Origin of the sequence: Photobacterium carnosum, from assembly GCF_021236965.1 — a bacterium.
Lineage (GTDB): Bacteria > Pseudomonadota > Gammaproteobacteria > Enterobacterales > Vibrionaceae > Photobacterium > Photobacterium carnosum.
This window is the reverse complement of record NZ_WMDN01000008.1, coordinates 62,937-81,327: the sequence shown is the minus strand read 5'-3', so window position 1 is coordinate 81,327 and position 18,391 is coordinate 62,937. Positions and strand designations below refer to the sequence as shown.

18 protein-coding genes are annotated in these 18,391 nt (G+C 40.0%); 7 read left to right on the top strand and 11 right to left on the bottom strand.

Going from position 1 to position 18,391, the window contains the following annotated elements; translation table 11 throughout:
* Nucleotides 1-16: 16 nt before the first annotated feature.
* On the bottom strand, nucleotides 17-1,198 hold the full coding sequence (locus GLP24_RS09740; RefSeq protein ID WP_232615928.1) for an O-antigen ligase family protein: 1,182 nt from the start codon (nucleotides 1,196-1,198) through the stop codon (nucleotides 17-19).
* On the bottom strand, nucleotides 1,185-2,138 hold the full coding sequence (lpxM, locus tag GLP24_RS09735; RefSeq protein WP_232615927.1) for a lauroyl-Kdo(2)-lipid IV(A) myristoyltransferase: 954 nt from the start codon (nucleotides 2,136-2,138) through the stop codon (nucleotides 1,185-1,187). Before lpxM ends, GLP24_RS09740 begins: the two co-directional genes overlap by 14 nt.
* 225 nt (nucleotides 2,139-2,363) lie before the next feature.
* Here lpxM and GLP24_RS09730 point away from each other — a divergent pair, with 225 nt between their 5' ends.
* The gene (locus GLP24_RS09730) at nucleotides 2,364-3,023 is read left to right on the top strand and encodes a TetR/AcrR family transcriptional regulator (RefSeq protein WP_232576058.1); all 660 of its coding nucleotides are present in this window, start codon (nucleotides 2,364-2,366) and stop codon (nucleotides 3,021-3,023) included.
* Between the two features lie 62 nt (nucleotides 3,024-3,085).
* Here the strand turns inward: GLP24_RS09730 and envC are convergent, their stop codons facing one another.
* The gene (envC, locus tag GLP24_RS09725; protein WP_232615926.1) at nucleotides 3,086-4,378 is read right to left on the bottom strand and encodes a murein hydrolase activator EnvC; all 1,293 of its coding nucleotides are present in this window, start codon (nucleotides 4,376-4,378) and stop codon (nucleotides 3,086-3,088) included.
* A gap of 7 nt (nucleotides 4,379-4,385) precedes the next feature.
* Nucleotides 4,386-5,927: a 2,3-bisphosphoglycerate-independent phosphoglycerate mutase gene (gpmM, locus tag GLP24_RS09720; protein ID WP_152653806.1), complete on the bottom strand. Its 1,542-nt coding sequence runs from the start codon at nucleotides 5,925-5,927 to the stop codon at nucleotides 4,386-4,388.
* Between the two features lie 373 nt (nucleotides 5,928-6,300).
* On the opposite strand from gpmM, the gene GLP24_RS09715 reads away from it, so the two are divergent.
* The 4 genes from GLP24_RS09715 (at nucleotide 6,301) to cysE (ending at nucleotide 9,394) form a co-directional block, all read left to right on the top strand.
* Nucleotides 6,301-6,738 carry a rhodanese-like domain-containing protein gene (locus GLP24_RS09715; protein WP_101768106.1) on the top strand — a complete coding sequence of 146 codons (438 nt, stop codon included), beginning with the start codon at nucleotides 6,301-6,303 and terminating at the stop codon, nucleotides 6,736-6,738.
* A gap of 130 nt (nucleotides 6,739-6,868) precedes the next feature.
* A complete protein-coding gene (gene secB, locus GLP24_RS09710; RefSeq protein WP_101768105.1) occupies nucleotides 6,869-7,339 on the top strand; it encodes a protein-export chaperone SecB in 471 nt (156 codons plus the stop codon).
* 18 nt (nucleotides 7,340-7,357) lie between these two features.
* Entirely contained in the window at nucleotides 7,358-8,371 is a 1,014-nt protein-coding gene (gene gpsA, locus GLP24_RS09705; protein WP_101768104.1) for an NAD(P)H-dependent glycerol-3-phosphate dehydrogenase, read from the top strand.
* 201 nt (nucleotides 8,372-8,572) lie between these two features.
* On the top strand, nucleotides 8,573-9,394 hold the full coding sequence (cysE, locus tag GLP24_RS09700) for a serine O-acetyltransferase (RefSeq protein ID WP_101768103.1): 822 nt from the start codon (nucleotides 8,573-8,575) through the stop codon (nucleotides 9,392-9,394).
* A gap of 99 nt (nucleotides 9,395-9,493) precedes the next feature.
* Here cysE and GLP24_RS09695 read toward each other — a convergent pair whose 3' ends face one another.
* The 3 genes from GLP24_RS09695 to GLP24_RS09685 all read right to left on the bottom strand — a co-directional run bounded on the left by GLP24_RS09695 (nucleotide 9,494) and on the right by GLP24_RS09685 (nucleotide 12,121).
* Nucleotides 9,494-9,958 (bottom strand): tRNA (cytidine(34)-2'-O)-methyltransferase, encoded by a 465-nt coding sequence (locus tag GLP24_RS09695; protein WP_101768102.1) that lies wholly within the window; start codon nucleotides 9,956-9,958, stop codon nucleotides 9,494-9,496.
* Nucleotides 9,959-10,055: 97 nt separating this feature from the next.
* The gene (cpxA, locus tag GLP24_RS09690) at nucleotides 10,056-11,429 is read right to left on the bottom strand and encodes an envelope stress sensor histidine kinase CpxA (RefSeq protein ID WP_101768101.1); all 1,374 of its coding nucleotides are present in this window, start codon (nucleotides 11,427-11,429) and stop codon (nucleotides 10,056-10,058) included.
* Nucleotides 11,429-12,121, bottom strand: a complete 693-nt coding sequence (locus GLP24_RS09685; RefSeq protein ID WP_152653807.1) for a response regulator — start codon at nucleotides 12,119-12,121, stop codon at nucleotides 11,429-11,431. The genes cpxA and GLP24_RS09685 overlap by 1 nt, the downstream gene beginning before the upstream one ends.
* 201 nt (nucleotides 12,122-12,322) lie before the next feature.
* Here GLP24_RS09685 and GLP24_RS09680 point away from each other — a divergent pair, with 201 nt between their 5' ends.
* Both GLP24_RS09680 and pfkA read left to right on the top strand, forming a co-directional pair.
* Nucleotides 12,323-12,805, top strand: coding sequence for a Spy/CpxP family protein refolding chaperone (locus GLP24_RS09680; protein ID WP_101768099.1), 483 nt, complete (start codon nucleotides 12,323-12,325; stop codon nucleotides 12,803-12,805).
* Between the two features lie 502 nt (nucleotides 12,806-13,307).
* Nucleotides 13,308-14,270, top strand: coding sequence for a 6-phosphofructokinase (pfkA, locus tag GLP24_RS09675; RefSeq protein WP_101768098.1), 963 nt, complete (start codon nucleotides 13,308-13,310; stop codon nucleotides 14,268-14,270).
* A 147-nt stretch (nucleotides 14,271-14,417) separates the two neighbouring features.
* On the opposite strand, the gene tpiA is transcribed toward pfkA, so the two are convergent.
* The 4 genes from tpiA to glpX all read right to left on the bottom strand — a co-directional run bounded on the left by tpiA (nucleotide 14,418) and on the right by glpX (nucleotide 18,288).
* Nucleotides 14,418-15,188, bottom strand: a complete 771-nt coding sequence (gene tpiA, locus GLP24_RS09670; RefSeq protein WP_152653808.1) for a triose-phosphate isomerase — start codon at nucleotides 15,186-15,188, stop codon at nucleotides 14,418-14,420.
* Nucleotides 15,189-15,701: 513 nt separating this feature from the next.
* On the bottom strand, nucleotides 15,702-16,445 hold the full coding sequence (locus GLP24_RS09665; protein WP_101768096.1) for a ferredoxin--NADP reductase: 744 nt from the start codon (nucleotides 16,443-16,445) through the stop codon (nucleotides 15,702-15,704).
* A gap of 13 nt (nucleotides 16,446-16,458) precedes the next feature.
* Complete coding sequence (locus GLP24_RS09660; RefSeq protein ID WP_232602866.1) at nucleotides 16,459-17,076, bottom strand: helix-turn-helix transcriptional regulator; 618 nt, start codon at nucleotides 17,074-17,076, stop codon at nucleotides 16,459-16,461.
* Between the two features lie 204 nt (nucleotides 17,077-17,280).
* Complete coding sequence (gene glpX / locus GLP24_RS09655; RefSeq protein WP_101768094.1) at nucleotides 17,281-18,288, bottom strand: class II fructose-bisphosphatase; 1,008 nt, start codon at nucleotides 18,286-18,288, stop codon at nucleotides 17,281-17,283.
* Nucleotides 18,289-18,391: the final 103 nt, after the last annotated feature.

Here is an 18,391-nt window from a genome sequence, read left to right as displayed (position 1 = left end):
GTCTTTATTATTTATTTTATGCTTGATATGACCTTTTTAGAAACATATAAATAAAAACTATATATAGAACAAACACTTGTTTGTGTTCAAGTGGCACATCAGTTAATCCACTTACAACTATACCAATAGTTAATAGAAATATAGCTAATATATTTTCTTTAGAGTATTGTTTTTTTCGTAATATATAAAAAGGAAATAATAACAATAACAATAACAATACTAAACCTATTATTCCATGTTTTACAGTAGTATCAATAAACTGATTATGAAAATGCTGTAGTTTTAAGTTATAAAGTTGTGAGCTAATTTTATTTTCTTGGTGTAATTTTGTTATAGCCGGTTCAAAATTATCACCAAACCCTTCAATGGGTTTTTGAGGGATAAGCAACAATGCTGCTTTCCACATTGCTAACCTTCCACCAGAACTTGATGAGTCATTACCTTGTTCATATTGAGATAAACCCTGAACCGTTGCATTAATCAGTCGATCTTTGGTCGAATATATACCAATTGCTGTTATAGTAATTAAAAGAGTAATAACAGTTATTTTTATTTTAATAGGTATTTTTGTGGTAAAAATGTATAGAAGTAAACATAAGAAAATGGAGAATGCAGCAATTAAAACCCCGCGTGTTTCAGTTAAAATAATAGCATAAAAAGAGATTGCTATTGATAATGCTGAGATTAATAATATTTCTTTCTTTTCTTTATATATGATAGTAAGCATGATAGCTGCGATCATTAACATTAAACAGCATGTCGCATAAGGGATCGCATTTAATTGCCATGCTGCTCGGTCTAAATGTAATATATTTTTTTGCCAGAATGCGAAAATTGCAGCACTGATACTACCAATAAAAATACTGTATGTTATTACTTTATTAGAAATTACATTTAGTGGAATAAAAGAAAAATAAAGGATGAAGCATAGTGCGGAGCGAATATTAATAATATATGAATGATAGTAATAGTTATAAACAATAGATATAAATGATAGAGTAATTATTAGGTATATATAAGAATTATTTTTAATGTTACTTCTAAATGGTGCCAAACCATATCTAAGTAATATCGTTACAAGAGCTATAAGCGTAATAATGACAAGAATCTTATCACCATTTTCAAATACAAATTGACCACTTACCATCCACGTGAAAGGAAGGATGATTAATAGAAATGCGAACTTATCTTTTATCATAAGGCTTCTCATCATTATTCGGACGTGTCTTCAATAAACGTAGAATCCACATGTATTGTTCTGGGCGTTGGTTAACATACTGTTCAATACATTGATTCATCATCCGTGCATCTTGTTCTTCGGTTTCTGCTGGAAAGGGTAGGGCAGGATAAAAATCCAATTCATATATACCCGTTTCACTATTGTACATTGCAAAGAGCGGTACAATTTTAGCGCGGCTTAATTTTGATAGTCGACCTAAGCCGGCCATTGTTGCTTTGGTGGTGCCAAAGAAATCCACGAACACGCTATGCTCAGGGCCTAAATCTTCATCCGGTAGGTAATAACCTAAATAACCTTCACGAACTGATTTAATAAAAGGTTTAATACCACCACTGCGTTCATAAACACGGCCGCCATATTGCACGCGTTGACGATGCATTAGCCAATCTGAAACTGGATTTTTTTGTTTTTTTGCCATCGCAGAAACGGGTAATCCGCGCGAGGCAAGCAGGACTGCTGGAATATCAATCGCCCACGTATGCGGTACTAATAGAATAACGCTTTGTTGTTGATCGGTAAGGTTGGTGAGGTTGTCCATGCCGCGAATAACGGTATGCTGCTCAAGCCATGCTTTATTGCGTATAGATAACGAGGCGAAACCTGAGAGGAAACTACCTGCGGTGATCAAGTTTTGTAATAAAATAGATTCTCGCTCTGCGTCTGATTTCTCAGGAAAACACATTTTTAGGTTAACGCGTGCGCGATGATTGGCTCCACTTTTAAGCTTAATTGCTTGTTTAGCAAAAACTGTAGCCAGTGAGCGGCGAGCGCCATGAGGTAGCAAACTTAATAGTGAAGCAATGATCACTGCGATCCATGTTCCCCAATAACGCGGGTGCACAAAAGACCACTCAAATTGAGGGTTATAGGCTTGCTTATCGTAATGGTTTTTAGTCATATAAATTACGTCTATCTCACGAAGTTATAGTGTTGGCGCTTGTGGTGCCATAGTGTATTTGATTGTTTATTTTAGTTATCAATATTAAGTCATAATTAATTCGATAACGATTAATTATTATTTATCAAGTTAGATAAAGGCATGGTTTTTATTGCCTTACTAAACTGAAAAACATTAATTTATGATAACATTATATCCACTGCAAGGGCGAAGGATGATAATAAAATGAAAACCCGCGATCGAATTATTCATGCAGCATTGGCATTATTTAATGAACATGGTGAACCCAATGTAACCACCAATCATATTGCTGCCGATTTAGGGATCAGTCCTGGTAATTTGTATTATCATTTTCGGAATAAAGAGCAGATTATCCATTGCATATTTGATCAATATGCCATTGATTTAAAAATAAGTTTTGAACCTATTGATGTAGTTGAGGCAATCGAAGAGAGTTTGTTACGTTACTTGGATGCGGTATTTTTGTTGATGTGGCGCTATCGATTTTTTTACGCTAATTTGCCTGATATTTTACGTCGAGATGCTGATTTACAACATAAATATTTAACGGTACAAACCCAGTTGCAGGTTAACATTAGTCAAATCATGATCAATTTTCGTGACGCAGGTTTGCTGGCATTGGCGGATGTTGATCTTAAAGTATTAGCTGATACGTTAAAACTGGTGGCTTCATCGTGGATCAGTTATCAAACCACTCAAGTAGCGGGTGCTAAAATTACTCAAACCGTGATTTATCATGGTGTGCAGCAGATGCTGAATATCGTGCGACCATTGGCGACAGAGCTTGGTCAGCAGCGGGTAACAACCTTGCAGCACTATTATTTAGAACAAGAACAACAGTATTTAGAACAAGAACATCACTAAGAGTGAATTGTAATTAAAAAAGGTTGGTCTGATGACCAACCTTTTTCGTTTTGGCTGTTAAATTAGCGTCGTAACCATGGGCGTGGATCTACTGGGGTACCTTTACGGCGGATCTGGAAATACAATCCGGGCTGTTCTTGGCCTCCACTGTCACCAACTAAAGCTATTGGCTCACCTGCTTGAACGGTATCGCCAATTTTCTTCAGTAACGTTTGGTTATAACCATAGAAACTCATATCACCTCTACCATGATCAATTGCAATCATTAGACCATAGCCACGCAACCAATCGGCAAAGACCACTTTACCTGAGTAAGTCGCTTTTACTTGGCTACCAATCGGTTGACTGATCACCATACCTTTCCAATGCAGTTCACGTTGTAATGGCGCACCATAGTTGTGAATGATAGGACCTCGCAATGGCCATACTAGCTTACCTTTGTGGCTCGCGAGTCCGTCCATTGGGACTTGCATTTTCGCATAGCGCGCATTGAGCTGTTTAGCTTGAGCTTCTGCAATCGCTTTGGCTTTTGCTTCTTTGGCGGCCGCAATTCGGGCTTGAGCTTGAGCTTCAGCTTTAGCGCGTGCAGCGGCTTCAGCTTTGGCGCGTGCAATGGCTTCGGCTTTCGCTTTTGCTATCGCCTTTAACATATTTTGCTCATCAGAGCGTAAGTCAGCTAATGCTTCGGTGCTGGAGTGGATTTGTGATTTTATTTTATTAAGCGTTAGTTGACGTGATTGCTGTTGATCATCAAGCTGCTGCTTTTGCTGGTTAAGCTCTGTGAGTGCTTGCTGGTGTTCATTTTTCTGTTCAGCAAGGGCATGAATTTTAAGTTGTAATTCTGTTTTGGTTGCATCTAACGCATCAATAGCTGTCGCACGTGCCTTGCTGACATATTCAGCATAGGTTGTCATACGATCTAATTTTGCTGAATTTTCGCCACTAAGAAGATTCGCGATGTCACTATTATTACCTTGGCGATATTGTGCATCTATTAAGTTTTTTAGTACGCCAATTTGTTGCTGTTGTTGTTGTTGTAGATGCTGTTGGTGCTGTTCAAGCTTGGTAATTGACTGGGTTGTTCTTACCAGCAAATCATTGGTTTGGTGGATTTTATTAGCAGTTTGAGCAATGTCCAGTTCGTGTTGTTTTAGTTTTTTTTGTAAGGCAGCATAGTTTTGCTGTTTATTGTCGAGCTGATTTTTTTGGCGTGATATTTCCTGTTTTACGCCATCAAGCTGTTTTTGACTGGATGCTGCACATGGGACTGCAAATACCACGCATAGAAAAGCGCCAGTGCATAAAGCACTGGCGCGGATTTTTAGGTTGAGGTGTCTATTGATAATATCCCGCATGGGATAATTATTTCAGATTGTATAGCACCTGACCAGACATCTCTGCAGGGATTTCGATATCTGTTAGCGATAGCATAGTTGGTGCTAGATCAGATAGCTTACCGTTTGGCTTAAGATCGAGGTCTTTATTACCTACATAAATTAAAGGCACTGGTAAATTAGTGTGTGCAGTATGAATACCACCCGTTTCTGGGTTAACCATCATTTCTGCGTTACCGTGGTCAGCAGTAATTAATAGCTGACCATCCATTTCTTTAATTGCAGCAACAACTTGACCTACACAGCTATCGAGAGCTTCACACGCTTTAACGGCAGCATCGTAAATACCGGTGTGGCCGACCATGTCACCGTTAGGGTAGTTACAAATAATTACGTCAAACTCGCCGCTCTTAATTGCAGCAACTAATTTTTCAGTTAGTTCAGGTGAACTCATTTCAGGTTGAAGATCGTAAGTAGCTACTTTTGGAGATGCCACTAGTGAGCGTGATTCGCCTTCAAATTCGTCTTCTTTACCGCCATTAAAGAAGAAAGTAACGTGTGCGTATTTTTCTGTTTCAGAAATACGAAGCTGTTTTTTGCCTTTCTTCGATAGCCACTCACCTAGTGTATTTTCTAAGCTTGCAGGAGCAAAAGCGGTTGTTAACTCAATGTTTGCCGCATATTGGGTTAGCATTACGAAGTCAGCTAGTTGTGGGAACTGTGCACGCTCAAAGCTAGTAAAGCCAGGCTCAAATGTACGAGTAATTTCACGCGCACGGTCAGCACGGTAGTTCATGAAGATAACGCTATCGCCATCAGCAATGAATGCTGTTTCTTGGTCTGCAGTGCGTAGCTCTGTTGCTTTAACGAACTCATCATTCTCGCCACGCTCATAAGCGGCAGCTAGACCTTCAGTTGCGTTAGCAAAGGTAAATTCACCTTTAGCTGCTGTTAGTAGGTTGTAAGCTACTTCAACGCGATCCCAGTTGTTATCACGATCCATTGCGTAGTAGCGACCTACTAGAGATGCAGTACGGCCTTTACCTAGTTTTGCAAATAGGGCATCGAAACGCTCAAGAGAGTGCTGTGCGCTACGTGGCGGTGTATCACGGCCATCAAGGAATGCGTGCAGGTAGATTTTTTCTGCGCCACGGTTAGCGGCCATTTCAATTGCTGCTGCAATATGGTCTTCGTGGCTGTGTACGCCACCAGGAGAAACAAGACCTAGGATATGAACCGCTTTACCTGTAGTTACTGCCTTATCAATCGCATTAACTAGCGCTTCATTTTCAAAAAACTCACCATCGCCAATCGCTTTAGTGATACGAGTAAGATCTTGATATACCACGCGGCCGGCACCGATATTGGTATGACCTACTTCAGAGTTACCCATTTGGCCTTCAGGTAGACCGACTTCTAAGCCTGACGCAGCGATAAGCGTATTAGGATTGTTCGCCATTAATGCATCCATTACGGGTGTATTAGCGTTCGCAATCGCATTATCTGAGTTATCTTCGCGGTAGCCCCAGCCATCTAAAATTACAAGTGCAAGTGGTTTCTTCGCAGACATATTCTGTCCCTCTTCGAATTAATAAAAATATATGAATTACCTTAATGGGCTTAGTGTCTTAAACACCGCTTAAGGTAATTGATATAATAATTATCACGATTTTACTACAAAAGCACATCAAAGCAGTAGCAGTAGATGTAACTAAATCATCGCTTGCCTGTTTGTGCTTTCTATCGAATATAAGCATTTATTCATCAAAGTGTAAGCTCTGGATCACAGTTTTTTCCTATTTCATTGATAGGTCATCAGCCAATAAGCTTTTATACTCAAGGTCGCTGTTACAAGATTAGCAACCTAGGTATACTCACACTCATTTTTTTAAACCGTAATTTCATGGCTTGCTGTAGTGAATCATGACAACAGAGTAAAGTAAATGCATCAATATATTGAATTTTTAACTAGTAACCCTGTTTTATCATTGGCTTGGATTGGTATTGTTATTGCACTAATTAGCATGATGGTAAAAGAGAAAAATGCTAAATATACAACAATTGGCATTAATGAAGCGACAGCATTAGTGAATAACGAAGAGGGTGTTTTTCTTGATATCCGTAATCGTGATGAATTCCGTAAAGGTCATATTGTAGGCTCAGTTCACATTTTACCAAGCCAAATTCAACGTCAAAACACGCCAGAGCTTGAAAAACACAAAGCAGCCCCAATTATTGTTGTATGTAAGACGGGTCAAACGTCACAAGAGACTGCAAATCAGTTAAGTAAAGATGGTTTTACTAACGTTAATGTTTTAAAAGACGGTCTTATTGCTTGGAATGAAGCAAACTTACCGCTTGTTGCAAGTAAGAAAAAATAAATATATTCGAAGTTATTTTGCAGCTTATTGAGTGTGAAGTGACGATTCAAATTGATGTAGTCTGTGGTGTTCACAGTTGCAAGTATAATTAATAACTCGTGGTAGCGAGTATTTTTAAAGGACTCCAAAAATGGCTGAAGCAGCAAATACCGAAGCGCAACAAAACTTCCAAATTCAACGCGTATTCCTAAAAGATGTGTCTTTTGAAGCGCCAAATTCACCTGACGTATTCCAAAAAGAATGGAATCCTGATGTAAAATTGGATCTTGATACTCAAAGCCGTGAATTAGCTGAAGGTGTATATGAAGTGGTGCTTCGTTTAACTGTAACGGTTAAGAACGAAGAAGAGAATGCGTTCTTATGTGAAGTGCAGCAAGCGGGTATTTTCACTATTGCTGGTATGGAAGCACCACAACTAGCACATTGCCTAGGCGCATTCTGCCCGAACATTTTGTTCCCATATGCTCGTGAAACAATTTCTAGCTTAGTTGTTAAAGGTACGTTCCCACAATTGAACCTTGCACCAGTAAATTTTGATGCATTATTCATGAGCTACTTAGAAAACCAAGCTGAAGCAAATACTGCTAATTCAGAAGCTTAATTTGTAAAAGTGACCAATATGATGAACGTTAATAATACGATTTCGATGGCAGTGTTAGGCGCTGGATCTTATGGGACAGCATTAGCAATTGCATTAGCCAGAAATGGTGCCAATGTCATTTTGTGGGGCCATGAGCCACACCATATGGCACAATTGGAAATCGATCGTGCCAATGAAGCGTTTCTTCCTGGTGTTAGTTTTCCTGAATCGTTAATTCTAACCGCTGATTTACAGGCTGCTGTTGAAGGTAGTCGTGATGTGTTAGTGGTGGTACCAAGCCATGTCTTTGGTGGGGTACTGGCACAAATGAAACCTTTTTTACGTCCAGACTCTCGTGTTTGCTGGGCAACGAAAGGGCTTGAACCTGAAACTGGACGTTTACTTAAAGATGTTGCGGTTGAGGTTTTGGGTGAACAAATACCGTTAGCCGTGTTATCGGGTCCCACATTTGCTAAAGAATTAGCGGCAGGAATGCCAACAGCGATTGCCGTTTCTTCTCCTGACACTGAGTTTGTGGTTGATTTGCAACAAAAAATCCATTGCGATAAGACATTTCGTGTTTATAGCAATAATGATTTTATTGGGATGCAGCTGGGTGGTGCAGTTAAAAACGTGATTGCCATTGGTGCGGGTATGTCAGATGGTATTGGCTTTGGTGCTAATGCACGTACCGCGTTAATTACCCGTGGTTTAGCTGAAATGTGTCGTCTGGGTGCTGCACTTGGTGCGCAACCTGAAACCTTTATGGGCATGGCAGGTTTAGGCGATTTAGTACTGACATGTACCGATAACCAATCACGTAACCGTCGCTTTGGTTTGGCGCTCGGTAATGGGTGCAGTGTCGAGCAAGCACAACAGGATATTGGTCAAATAGTAGAAGGTTATCGTAATACCAAAGAAGTGTGGTTATTGGCACAACGACACCAAGTCGAAATGCCAATTACTGAGCAAATCTATCAAGTACTTTATCTTGGTAAAGATGCTCACGAAGCAGCGAAAGATTTACTCGCACGTGAGAAAAAGTACGAATAACGTTGCTTGCTGAGGGTGATAACTGGTATCTATTAAATAACGCGAGCTTAGGCTCGCGTTATTTTTTATAACTGTACTAAAATACAATAATATTTAGTTTAGTGTTTTATTGGGCAACGTTATTCTATTAATTCTACCTGTCTACGAATAATTAATGGTAGCGTTAACAAGATTAACATAATAAGTGAAGCCGAGGGACTTGTGGAAAAATGTCAACAATATCAATTATGGTTAGCGATAGAGCAGGAAGCACGACAGCAAGCCGAACAAGAACCTATGCTCGCCAGTTTTTATCATGCGACTATTATTAAGCATGAAAATTTAGCGTCAGCATTGAGTTATATTTTAGCCAATAAACTGGCAACACCATCGATGCCTGCGATGGCGGTACGTGAAGTAATAGAAGAAGCGTTTGCTAGCGATTGTAATATTGTTGAAGCTGCGGCTCATGATATTCGTGCGGTTGTTGAACGCGATCCCGCTATTGATGCTTATTCTATTCCATTACTTTACCTTAAAGGTTGTCATGCTCTACAAGGGTATCGGGTTGCTAATTGGCTGTGGAAGCAAAATCGAAAAGCACTGGCGGTGTATTTACAGAACCAAATATCAGTAACGTGTCAGGTCGATGTACACCCAGCAGCACAGATTGGTTGTGGCATTATGTTTGACCATGCAACGGGGATCGTGATTGGTGAAACCGCTGTGATTGAAGATGAAGTATCGATTCTACAAGATGTGACGTTAGGTGGTACTGGTAAAGAAAGTGGTGATCGCCATCCTAAAATTCGTCAAGGTGTGATGATTGGGGCAGGTGCGAAGGTACTGGGTAATATTGAAGTCGGTATTGGTGCGAAAATTGGTGCTTGTTCGGTAGTCTTAGATCCAGTGCCGCCGCATACAACGGTGGCTGGTGTACCTGCAGTTATTATTGGTCGACCAAAAACGGCTAAACCTGCTACTGAAATGGATCAACAGTTTCATGGTAGTGATGGTGATGACACGTTTAATCATATCGATTAAGTAAGAGTGATGAATTTATAACTCATTAATACTATTGTTAAAAAGGCGATCGAATGATCGCCTTTTTATTTTTAGGTTCAGATTTTTAAGGCGTGAATTTTAGATTGAGCCATTAAAATCTAACTGACGCCATGCTTCAAAAGCAATAATAGCAACGGCATTAGAGAGATTTAAACTGCGGCTGTCGGGCTGCATTGGAATGCGCAACCGTTGCTCTAACGGTAAACTGGCAATGAATTCAGCGGGTAAGCCGCGTGTTTCGGGGCCAAATAACAGCACATCACCTTCACCAAATTTAGCATTAACGTGGTAATTAGTCGTTTTAGTGGTACAAGCAAAAATACGACGGTCTGCCATTGCTTCTAGAAAAGCTTCAAAGTTTTTATAGCGATAAACATGCGTTAAGTCATGATAATCTAAGCCTGCTCGACGTAATTTCTTCTCTTCTAAATCAAATCCTAGTGGTTCAATTAAATGTAAATTAGCACCACAATTAGCACTAAGGCGAATAATATTGCCAGTGTTAGGGGCGATTTCAGGTTCATATAACGCAATATCAAACATAGTCATTCAGCTTCATTTGGTGCAAAAAGAAGCCATATTGTGACAAGCGTAACGGCAACAAGCAATCATCTTTAATGTACAGAGCTAACCTTAATGCTTAACGGGTTAGCGGTAATGTCATACTGATCCGTAAACCACCAAGTGGGCTTGAGGTTGCTTTGATAGTACCGCTATGCTGGCGAAGGGCACTTTCTGTTATTGCAAGGCCTAATCCAGTGCCGCCACTGCTGCGATCGCGTGCGGTTGAAACGCGATAAAATGGTCGAAAAATATCGTCAAGTTCATCATTGGGTACCCCTTCGCCATTATCATCAATGGTGATCAGTAACTGTTGTTGTTGCTGAGTAAAAGTAATCTCAATCACATCATTACCGTATTTAATTGCATTGCGGATCACATTTTCTAATGCACTGATTAATAAATTTGGATTACCTTTTATCGGCCAATCTTGGAGGTGATGATAGGTTAATGTTTTATGATACTGCTCGGCTTCAAAACAGGCATCTTCTAGCATTTCATACCATAAACTATGGCTATCAACGATTTGTTGTTGTTGGTGACTATTGACCTGCATTCGAGATAATTCTAATAATTCACTGATCATTTTTTCAAGCCGTTCAGCTTCGGTATCAATGCGTGATAACTCACTGCTTTGGCCTTGTTTACGTTGTGCTAATGCGGTTGCCATGCGCAGTCGTGTTAATGGTGAGCGTAATTCATGGGAAATATCCGATAACAACCGTTGCTGACCACTAATAATGTTATTTAAGGCACCCACCATTTGATTAAAGCTAGCACCTGCTTGTTTAAATTCTTGTGGGCCTTGTTCTAAGGTCGGATCCACTTCAAATTCGCCTCGCGCTACTCGCTCTGCAGCTTGTTGTAATCGTCGTGCAGGACGCGTTACTGCCCAGGCTAACCATAATAAAAATGGGGTACTAACGAGCATGGTAACCAGTAATAATTTAAATGGCTTATCCATTATTTGGACGAAAAATGGGGGGCCGCCACGCCATATTTGACCGCTGTACATAAAAAGAGGGTGTTGTTTAGTGGTAATGATAAACGGTCCAGCTATTAACCAGCGCCCATAAAGACGTTGCTGAGGCTTGTCAGGGTTATCTGCAATGGTAATAAAATTACGCAGTGCTTTAGTGTGTTTTTGTGGTGCAATAATATCGCCATTAATCGTCGTAAAATAGAGCTGACTATTATGATTTTCTCGGCGTTTTGTCAGTGCTTTTATGCGAGTGATGAGTTTGTCATAATTGGATATATTATGGTTGCTTAAGCGTTGATTAACTTGTATTGCTTGTGATTGTAGTCGCTTTAATTGATGGTCAGGAATAGCTTGCACTGAGCGTGGATCATATTGAAACATCAGCACAAGCATCACTACCACCACGAGCAGTGTGGTCCAGAAGATGGCAAAAATACGCCCATAAAGGTGAGTGAAGCCAGGGATTCTCATTACATCGCCTCAACCAATAAATAACCTTTACCACGTAAGGTTTTTATTAATGGCTTACCATCACTTCGTATTGGTAGCTTTTTGCGTAAGTTTGAAACATGCATATCAATCGCGCGATCAAATTGAGCTAAGCGTTTACCTAATACTTCAAGGCTGAGTTCTTCTTTAGCAATAATTTTACCCGGATGTTGCACAAAATAGCTTAATAATGCTAACTCAGTTCCTGTCATTTCAATAAGCGTCTGATTGCAAAATACTTCTTGTCGACCTGGGTAAATGGTCAGATCTTGATATACAAGACATTCACTACGACTGGTTTTAGTATCGGTGTTTGATTGGGTACGTCTAAGAACCGCTCGCATACGAGCTAACAATTCACGATCGCTAAACGGTTTTGGTAAATAATCATCAGCACCCAGTTCAAGTCCAAGCACGCGATCTATTTCATCGCCTTTAGCGGTTAGCATCATTACTGGGGTCGTGTGTTTTTCGCGTAAGCGTCGTAACATTTCAGTGCCATTCATTTTTGGCATCATTACATCAAGTAGGATTAAATCAATACTACTATCGATTTTAGCTAAGCCATCAATGCCATTGTTAGCTTCTTCGACATCAAATCCTTCTAATTCGAGAATATCTTTTAGAAGTGCGGTTAGTTCTATATCGTCATCAACTAAGAGAATTTTTGCCATGATAAAGTCCTACAATGCAATGATGGTTACTTAATAAAGTTGACCTAGTATCGCTAATCTTGGTCAGTACGCCAAGTTAAGCAGCATTAGCTTTACGCTAGTTTACATTTGCTAGACAGCGTTTTACTTTCTACAGGTTATGATAACCATCAAGCCATATAAGATGGTGACTTATTACATGATAGTGCTGGAGAAATAACTATGAAAATATTTAATAAAACACTTGTTATAGCGATGGCATTGCCATTGGTTCTAGGTTCTATGTCAGCATTTGCTGGTCAAGATAATCAACAGCACAATGGTGGTATGAATAAAGGCCATCATGGTGGTAAGATTTTTAGTCAGCTAGATCTTACGGCGACCCAAAAACAAGAAATAAAAACGTTACGTCAAGCGAATCGCAGTGAACATAAAGCACAGCGTGTTGATAATTATAAAGTAATGCAAGTTGAGCGTCAGCAACTTGAAAAACTAGTATTAGCCAGTAATTTTGATGAGTCAGCAGTACGTGCGGTGGCGGAAAAAATGTCACAGCAGCAAGTTGAACGTCGAGTTAAGATGTTAGAGCAGCGTCATGAAATGTTGAATATTTTAACGCCAGAGCAAAAGCAAAAATATGCTGAGCTTAAGCAACAGCAATCAGAAAAACATCTTATGCGTTTAGAAGCCAAAAAATACCATTAATTGTGATGAATTAAGTGTTATGCCGCGTTCATTAGCCATAGTCTTTACTATGGCTTTTTTTGTTTTTGATATTAAGTTTATTATTTGATGATTTTTTGGGGATTTTTACTTCGAAGTAGTATGAGAACAAGGCGGAAATTGTATTTTTATGGTAGGTTTTGTTATTAATTTTTATTATAAAACAGCTATACTGCGTAATATTAATTATTGCCAGCACTTCCTTAATGATTAATGCCATTACTTATAACGAGTAACGATAGGTTTATTTGAAAAATTATAATAATAATGACAGATAATAAACATTGGCTGATGAAGAAGTGCCGAGTTAGCGTGATATGAATCAACAAAATATTTCATTAAAATTGTAATACTTCTACATAAGTAAGAAAGTTTCAGTTTTCACGAACATAATTCGATAGTGATCGATTGTGATACCGAGTGGGGGAACCTTGGTATATCGTGTTGGATTTGATTTTTAAATTCCCAAAGTCAGAGGGTAACCATGATTAAGAAGATTGGTGTTTTGACCAGTGGTGGTGACGCACCTGGTATGAATGCAGCGGTTCGCGGTGTAGTTCGTGTAGCGTTGACAGAAGGTCTAGAAGTTTGTGGTATTTATGATGGCTACCAAGGCCTATATAATAACCACATTAAACCGCTTGATCGTCAAAGTGTATCTGATGTTATCAATAAAGGTGGCACATTTTTAGGTTCAGCACGTTTTCCTGAATTCCGTGAAGTGGAAGTTCGCGAAAAAGCGATTGAGAACCTAAAGTTGCACGGTATTGATGCATTAGTTGTTATCGGTGGCGACGGCTCATATATGGGTGCGAAAAAGCTAACTGAAATGGGTTACCCTTGTATTGGTATCCCAGGTACGATTGATAATGATGTTGCTGGTACTGATTACACTATCGGTTACATGACAGCAATGAACACTGTTATCGATGCGATTGACCGTTTACGTGATACGTCATCTTCTCATCAGCGTATTTCAATTGTTGAAGTAATGGGTCGCCATTGTGGTGATCTAACGTTAATGTCTGCGATTGCTGGTGGTTGTGAATATATCATTACGCCTGAAACTGGCCTTGATAAAGAGCAGTTGATCTCTCACATTAATAGAGGTATCGCGAAAGGTAAGAAACACGCGATTATCGCTATTACTGAATTAATGACTGATGTTAACGCATTGGCTAAATACATTGAAGCTGAAACTGGTCGTGAAACTCGCGCAACAGTATTAGGCCATATTCAACGTGGTGGTCAGCCTGATGCATTTGACCGTGTATTAGCATCTCGTATGGGTGCTTATGCAGTTGAGCTTTTACTACAAGGTGAAGGCGGTCGTTGTATTGGTATCCAGTGTGAAAAACTGGTTCATCACGACATTATCGATGCGATTGAAAATATGCGTCGTCCAGTACGTAACGATTTATATGAATTGGCTGAAAAGCTGTTTTAAAATTACGTTATAAAAATACTGAAATCATTAAGGTCGATATTTATATCGGCCTTTTTTTATTGATTAATATTTTGATACCGTGCTTTATTTGTGACAATAAAAAGGCCACCCGTAGGTGACCTTGATTTAATCAATCATGAAGAAAGATTATTTTTTTGCTTCAGCTGCCGCTTTTGCGATAGCTGCAAAGCTTTTCGCGTCAAGTGCTGCGCCGCCAACTAGAGCACCATCGATGTCTGGTTGTGCGAAGTATGCTGCAGCGTTTTCAGGTTTAACAGAACCGCCGTATTGGATAATAACGTTTTTAGCAACAGTTTCTGATTTCGCTGCAATGTGAGCACGGATTTGAGCGTGAATGCGTTGTGCATCTTCAGCTGTAGCCGCTTTACCAGTACCGATAGCCCAGATTGGTTCATAAGCGATGATAGCGCCTTCAAGAGCTTCAACGCCTTGAGTGTTGATTACAGCGTCAAGTTGACGTGCACAAACAGTCATTGTTTCGCCAGCTTCGTTTTGTGCATCAGTTTCACCGATACAAAGAACTGGTGTTAGGCCGTTTTCTTTTAGGAATGCAAATTTCTCAGCAACGAACTCGTCTGATTCGTGGTGGTATTCACGACGCTCAGAGTGACCGATGATAATATGAGTAGCACCGAATTCTTTAAGCATAGCTGGAGACATGTCGCCAGTGAATGCACCGCTGTTGTGTAGGTCAGAGTTTTGAGCACCTAGGATGATCGCGCTGCCTGCATCTGTAAGCGTACGCTCAGCAAGGTCAATGTAAAGTGCTGGTGGAGCAACTGCAACGTCTACGCCAGTAACGCCTTCAAGTTCAGCGTTAAGACCGTTAAGTAGATTAGCAACCATTTCTTTGCTGCCGTTTAGTTTCCAGTTACCCATAACTACAGGATAGCGCATAGTTTTTCTCCAAATTAAAATAATGTAATTATTAACTGCGTAAAAATATACCAGTCGTAACTGAATTTTTACTGTTCAAAATCATTAATGTGTTTGGTTGTACCCTTTTCAAGACAAAAAGTGAACTACAAATAGAGAATTATTTCAATATATGCAGTTTTTGTCGTTTTTGTATTATATTTAGGCAAGATATTCTATTTTGAATGCGTAAGTATTTGTTTATTTTAACGGTAGGATTTTAGCTTGATGTTGCGGTGATTGTGATTGGAGTGATTGGAGTGCTTGGTTGAATCGTTGCAATTGGCGCTGTAATTTTTGTTGTAACAGAATGTTGGTGAAGTGGCGGCGAGTTGCAGCAGTTGGTCAAAATTAGGCAGTGAGTGCATTCGCTATTCCTTCCGTCATCGCTATTTATAACTATAGTTGATGACGGTAGTTAGCGGCAGTATTACGATTAAGACTGGGTCTGATAGTTCAGACTCTGTTATGTGGTTTATTAATCGTTGTTTGTGATTACCAATAATGTTCCATGGTAATTTGCCCCGGTTTACGGCGGAGATTTTTAATCAGTCCTTTAGCTTCAAGTACCGTTTTAGTATCACGGACCATCTGTGGATTACCACATAACATCACTTGGCTGTTTTCAGGCGTTAAATATAAACCCACATGGCGCTCTAATAAACCATCAGCAATAGCTTGTGGTATTCGACCTGTTAAACATAGCGGGGCTGGCTCTCTACTCACAAATGGCTGCACAATGAATTGGTCACCATATTGTCGCTTGAGGGCGCTGATTTCAGCTTGGTAACTTAGATCTGCCGCATAGCGCACAGCATGAATAAGAATAATCTTACGGTATTTATGCCAGACCTCTTTTTGCCCTAAAATAGACAGATAAGGGCCAACTGCAGTACCTGTCGCAAATAGCCATAAATGCTGGCTACTAGCAACTTCATCAAGAGTAAAAAATCCGCTTGCTCGGGCTGATATTTGGACCGTGTCACCTGCTTGTAAAGCATGTAAGCGTGGTGATAATAAACCATCGGTAACGCGAGTAGCATAAATCTCGATATCTGCTTGTTGAGGCGAATTAACAAACGAGTAGGCACGTTGGATCAAATTATCACCGATCACTATTCCCAGCTTAGTAAATTGTCCCGCTTTAAATGGTTCAATGTTCGCGCGTAGCGATAAACTGAATAAATCTTGGTTCCAGTGACGGTTTTCAATAACTTGTGCAGGGATCCAATCAGCCATAATGGCCTCCTCGTTATTTGGATGTTATTCGATAAGCACAGCGCCTTTGGCCTGTAATAATGTGTTCTTGACGTTGAATATGTGTCTGCTCGCCTAATAGTTGTTGGAAAATAGCCAACTCAGAGTGGCAAAGTGATGGGCAGCGAGTTGCAGCAAGACAAATAGGGCAATGATTTTCAACTAATAAAAAGCCGTTATCATCACTGGTAAGCTCTGCCATATAGCCATCATGTTGGCGTAATTCGGTGAGTGTGATGAGCTTACTTTTTAAATCAGGACAATCAGTGATGGCTGCTTGGTAATGACTTAATGTGTGTTGTTCTCGTTTTTCAATGATGGCTTGTAGCCCTTGCTGACCAAATAAATCACTCACCGCCTCTAAAGTTTGTACGGCAAGTTCACCATGGTGATCACTAAAATGTTGGTGGCCTTGAGTGGTGAGTTGCCAATGGCGTGTTGGACGTCCGACTTTGACTTTTACATCATAGGCATCGACTAAACCTTGTTCTTCCATCGTCTGTAAATGTTGACGAATTCCCATGGTGGTTAACTGAAACTTTTCAGCTAACACTTTGACAGTAACAGGGCCATCATATTTTATGTGGTAGAGGATTTTTTCAATAGTTTTCATAATCAATCATTGTTGTTGCTCTTATTATATTATGGGATCAGCCAATTAAATAAAGCAATATCTTTACAATATAATAATGAGTTAAAAGTAGGACTTCTTAGATTTAGGAATGAAATAAGCACAGTGAGGAAGGTGAAATAGCGTGAGTAATAATAGATATAAAAAATGCACCGTAGTGCATTTTTTATTGGAAAATTTTGCAGATTATAGCGTGTGTTGCTTAACCGCTTCATCTTGACGATTTAAGTCATAACTTGATTGTATACGACGCATAGTGCCACATTTACCACTGATCAATAGGGTTTCAGTAGTCGCGATATTACCTCGGCGTTGAATGCCTTCAACTAAATCGCCTTTAGTGATCCCTGTACCCGCAAAGATCACATCATCGCTGCGTGCCATATCTTCAAGGCGCAGTAATTTGTTTGGTTCAATACCCATTTCAGCACAACGACGAATTTCCATTTCACCTAAACGACGGTTTTCTTCTGTGTCACCTTTTACGTGGTGACGAGGCAGTAAACGGCCTTGCATGTCGCCACCTAATGCGCGAATAGCAGCAGCAGAAACAACACCTTCAGGGGCACCACCAATACAATACATCACATCAACATCACTTTCTGGTATGCAGGTTAAGATAGCCGCTGCGACATCGCCATCAGGGAATGCGAATACTCGTACACCCATAGCGTGCATTTCAGTGATAAGTTGATCATGACGAGGCTTGGCAAGAATAGTGACGACTAGCTCGCTTAATGGCTTGTTCAGTGCTTTTGCAATAGCGGCAAAGTTATCCGCTAATGGCTTATCAAGATCGATAACCCCTTTTGCTTGTGGTCCTACAACCAATTTTTCCATGTACATATCGGGTGCTTTTAACAGACAACCTTTATCGCCAGCAGCCAGTACAGCAAGGGCATTGTTTTGTCCCATAGCCGTCATGCGAGTGCCTTCGATAGGATCTACTGCAATATCAACAGCACAACCGCCACAGCCAACATGTTCACCAATATAAAGCATCGGCGCTTCGTCGATTTCACCTTCACCAATCACAATTTCGCCATTAATGTTGGTGTGGTTAAGCAGGGTACGCATAACTTCCACTGCGGCATTGTCTGCTGCAATTTTATCGCCACGGCCTAACCATTTATGGCCAGCAAGGGCTGCGCCTTCGGTAACACGAGCAAATGCTATTGCTAAATCGCCTTTCATGATAACTCCAGATATATAAATCGGTAGGTTAAAGGGTTTAAAAATTCAGCGTAAATTCTAGCATAATTGGCTTATCAACACGGTGGGAAATTAGATTGCCAAC

Bases quoted from the DNA above. Each gene is read 5' to 3' on its own strand.
- GLP24_RS09740 (WP_232615928.1), bottom strand. From the start codon at position 1,198: ATGATAAAAGATAAGTTCGCATTTCTATTAATCATCCTTCCTTTCACG.
- lpxM (WP_232615927.1), bottom strand. From the start codon at position 2,138: ATGACTAAAAACCATTACGATAAGCAAGCCTATAACCCTCAATTTGAG.
- GLP24_RS09730 (WP_232576058.1), top strand. From the start codon at position 2,364: ATGAAAACCCGCGATCGAATTATTCATGCAGCATTGGCATTATTTAAT.
- envC (WP_232615926.1), bottom strand. From the start codon at position 4,378: ATGCGGGATATTATCAATAGACACCTCAACCTAAAAATCCGCGCCAGT.
- gpmM (WP_152653806.1), bottom strand. From the start codon at position 5,927: ATGTCTGCGAAGAAACCACTTGCACTTGTAATTTTAGATGGCTGGGGC.
- GLP24_RS09715 (WP_101768106.1), top strand. From the start codon at position 6,301: ATGCATCAATATATTGAATTTTTAACTAGTAACCCTGTTTTATCATTG.
- secB (WP_101768105.1), top strand. From the start codon at position 6,869: ATGGCTGAAGCAGCAAATACCGAAGCGCAACAAAACTTCCAAATTCAA.
- gpsA (WP_101768104.1), top strand. From the start codon at position 7,358: ATGATGAACGTTAATAATACGATTTCGATGGCAGTGTTAGGCGCTGGA.
- GLP24_RS09695 (WP_101768102.1), bottom strand. From the start codon at position 9,958: ATGTTTGATATTGCGTTATATGAACCTGAAATCGCCCCTAACACTGGC.
- cpxA (WP_101768101.1), bottom strand. From the start codon at position 11,429: ATGAGAATCCCTGGCTTCACTCACCTTTATGGGCGTATTTTTGCCATC.
- GLP24_RS09685 (WP_152653807.1), bottom strand. From the start codon at position 12,121: ATGGCAAAAATTCTCTTAGTTGATGACGATATAGAACTAACCGCACTT.
- GLP24_RS09680 (WP_101768099.1), top strand. From the start codon at position 12,323: ATGAAAATATTTAATAAAACACTTGTTATAGCGATGGCATTGCCATTG.
- pfkA (WP_101768098.1), top strand. From the start codon at position 13,308: ATGATTAAGAAGATTGGTGTTTTGACCAGTGGTGGTGACGCACCTGGT.
- tpiA (WP_152653808.1), bottom strand. From the start codon at position 15,188: ATGCGCTATCCTGTAGTTATGGGTAACTGGAAACTAAACGGCAGCAAA.
- GLP24_RS09665 (WP_101768096.1), bottom strand. From the start codon at position 16,445: ATGGCTGATTGGATCCCTGCACAAGTTATTGAAAACCGTCACTGGAAC.
- GLP24_RS09660 (WP_232602866.1), bottom strand. From the start codon at position 17,076: ATGAAAACTATTGAAAAAATCCTCTACCACATAAAATATGATGGCCCT.
- glpX (WP_101768094.1), bottom strand. From the start codon at position 18,288: ATGAAAGGCGATTTAGCAATAGCATTTGCTCGTGTTACCGAAGGCGCA.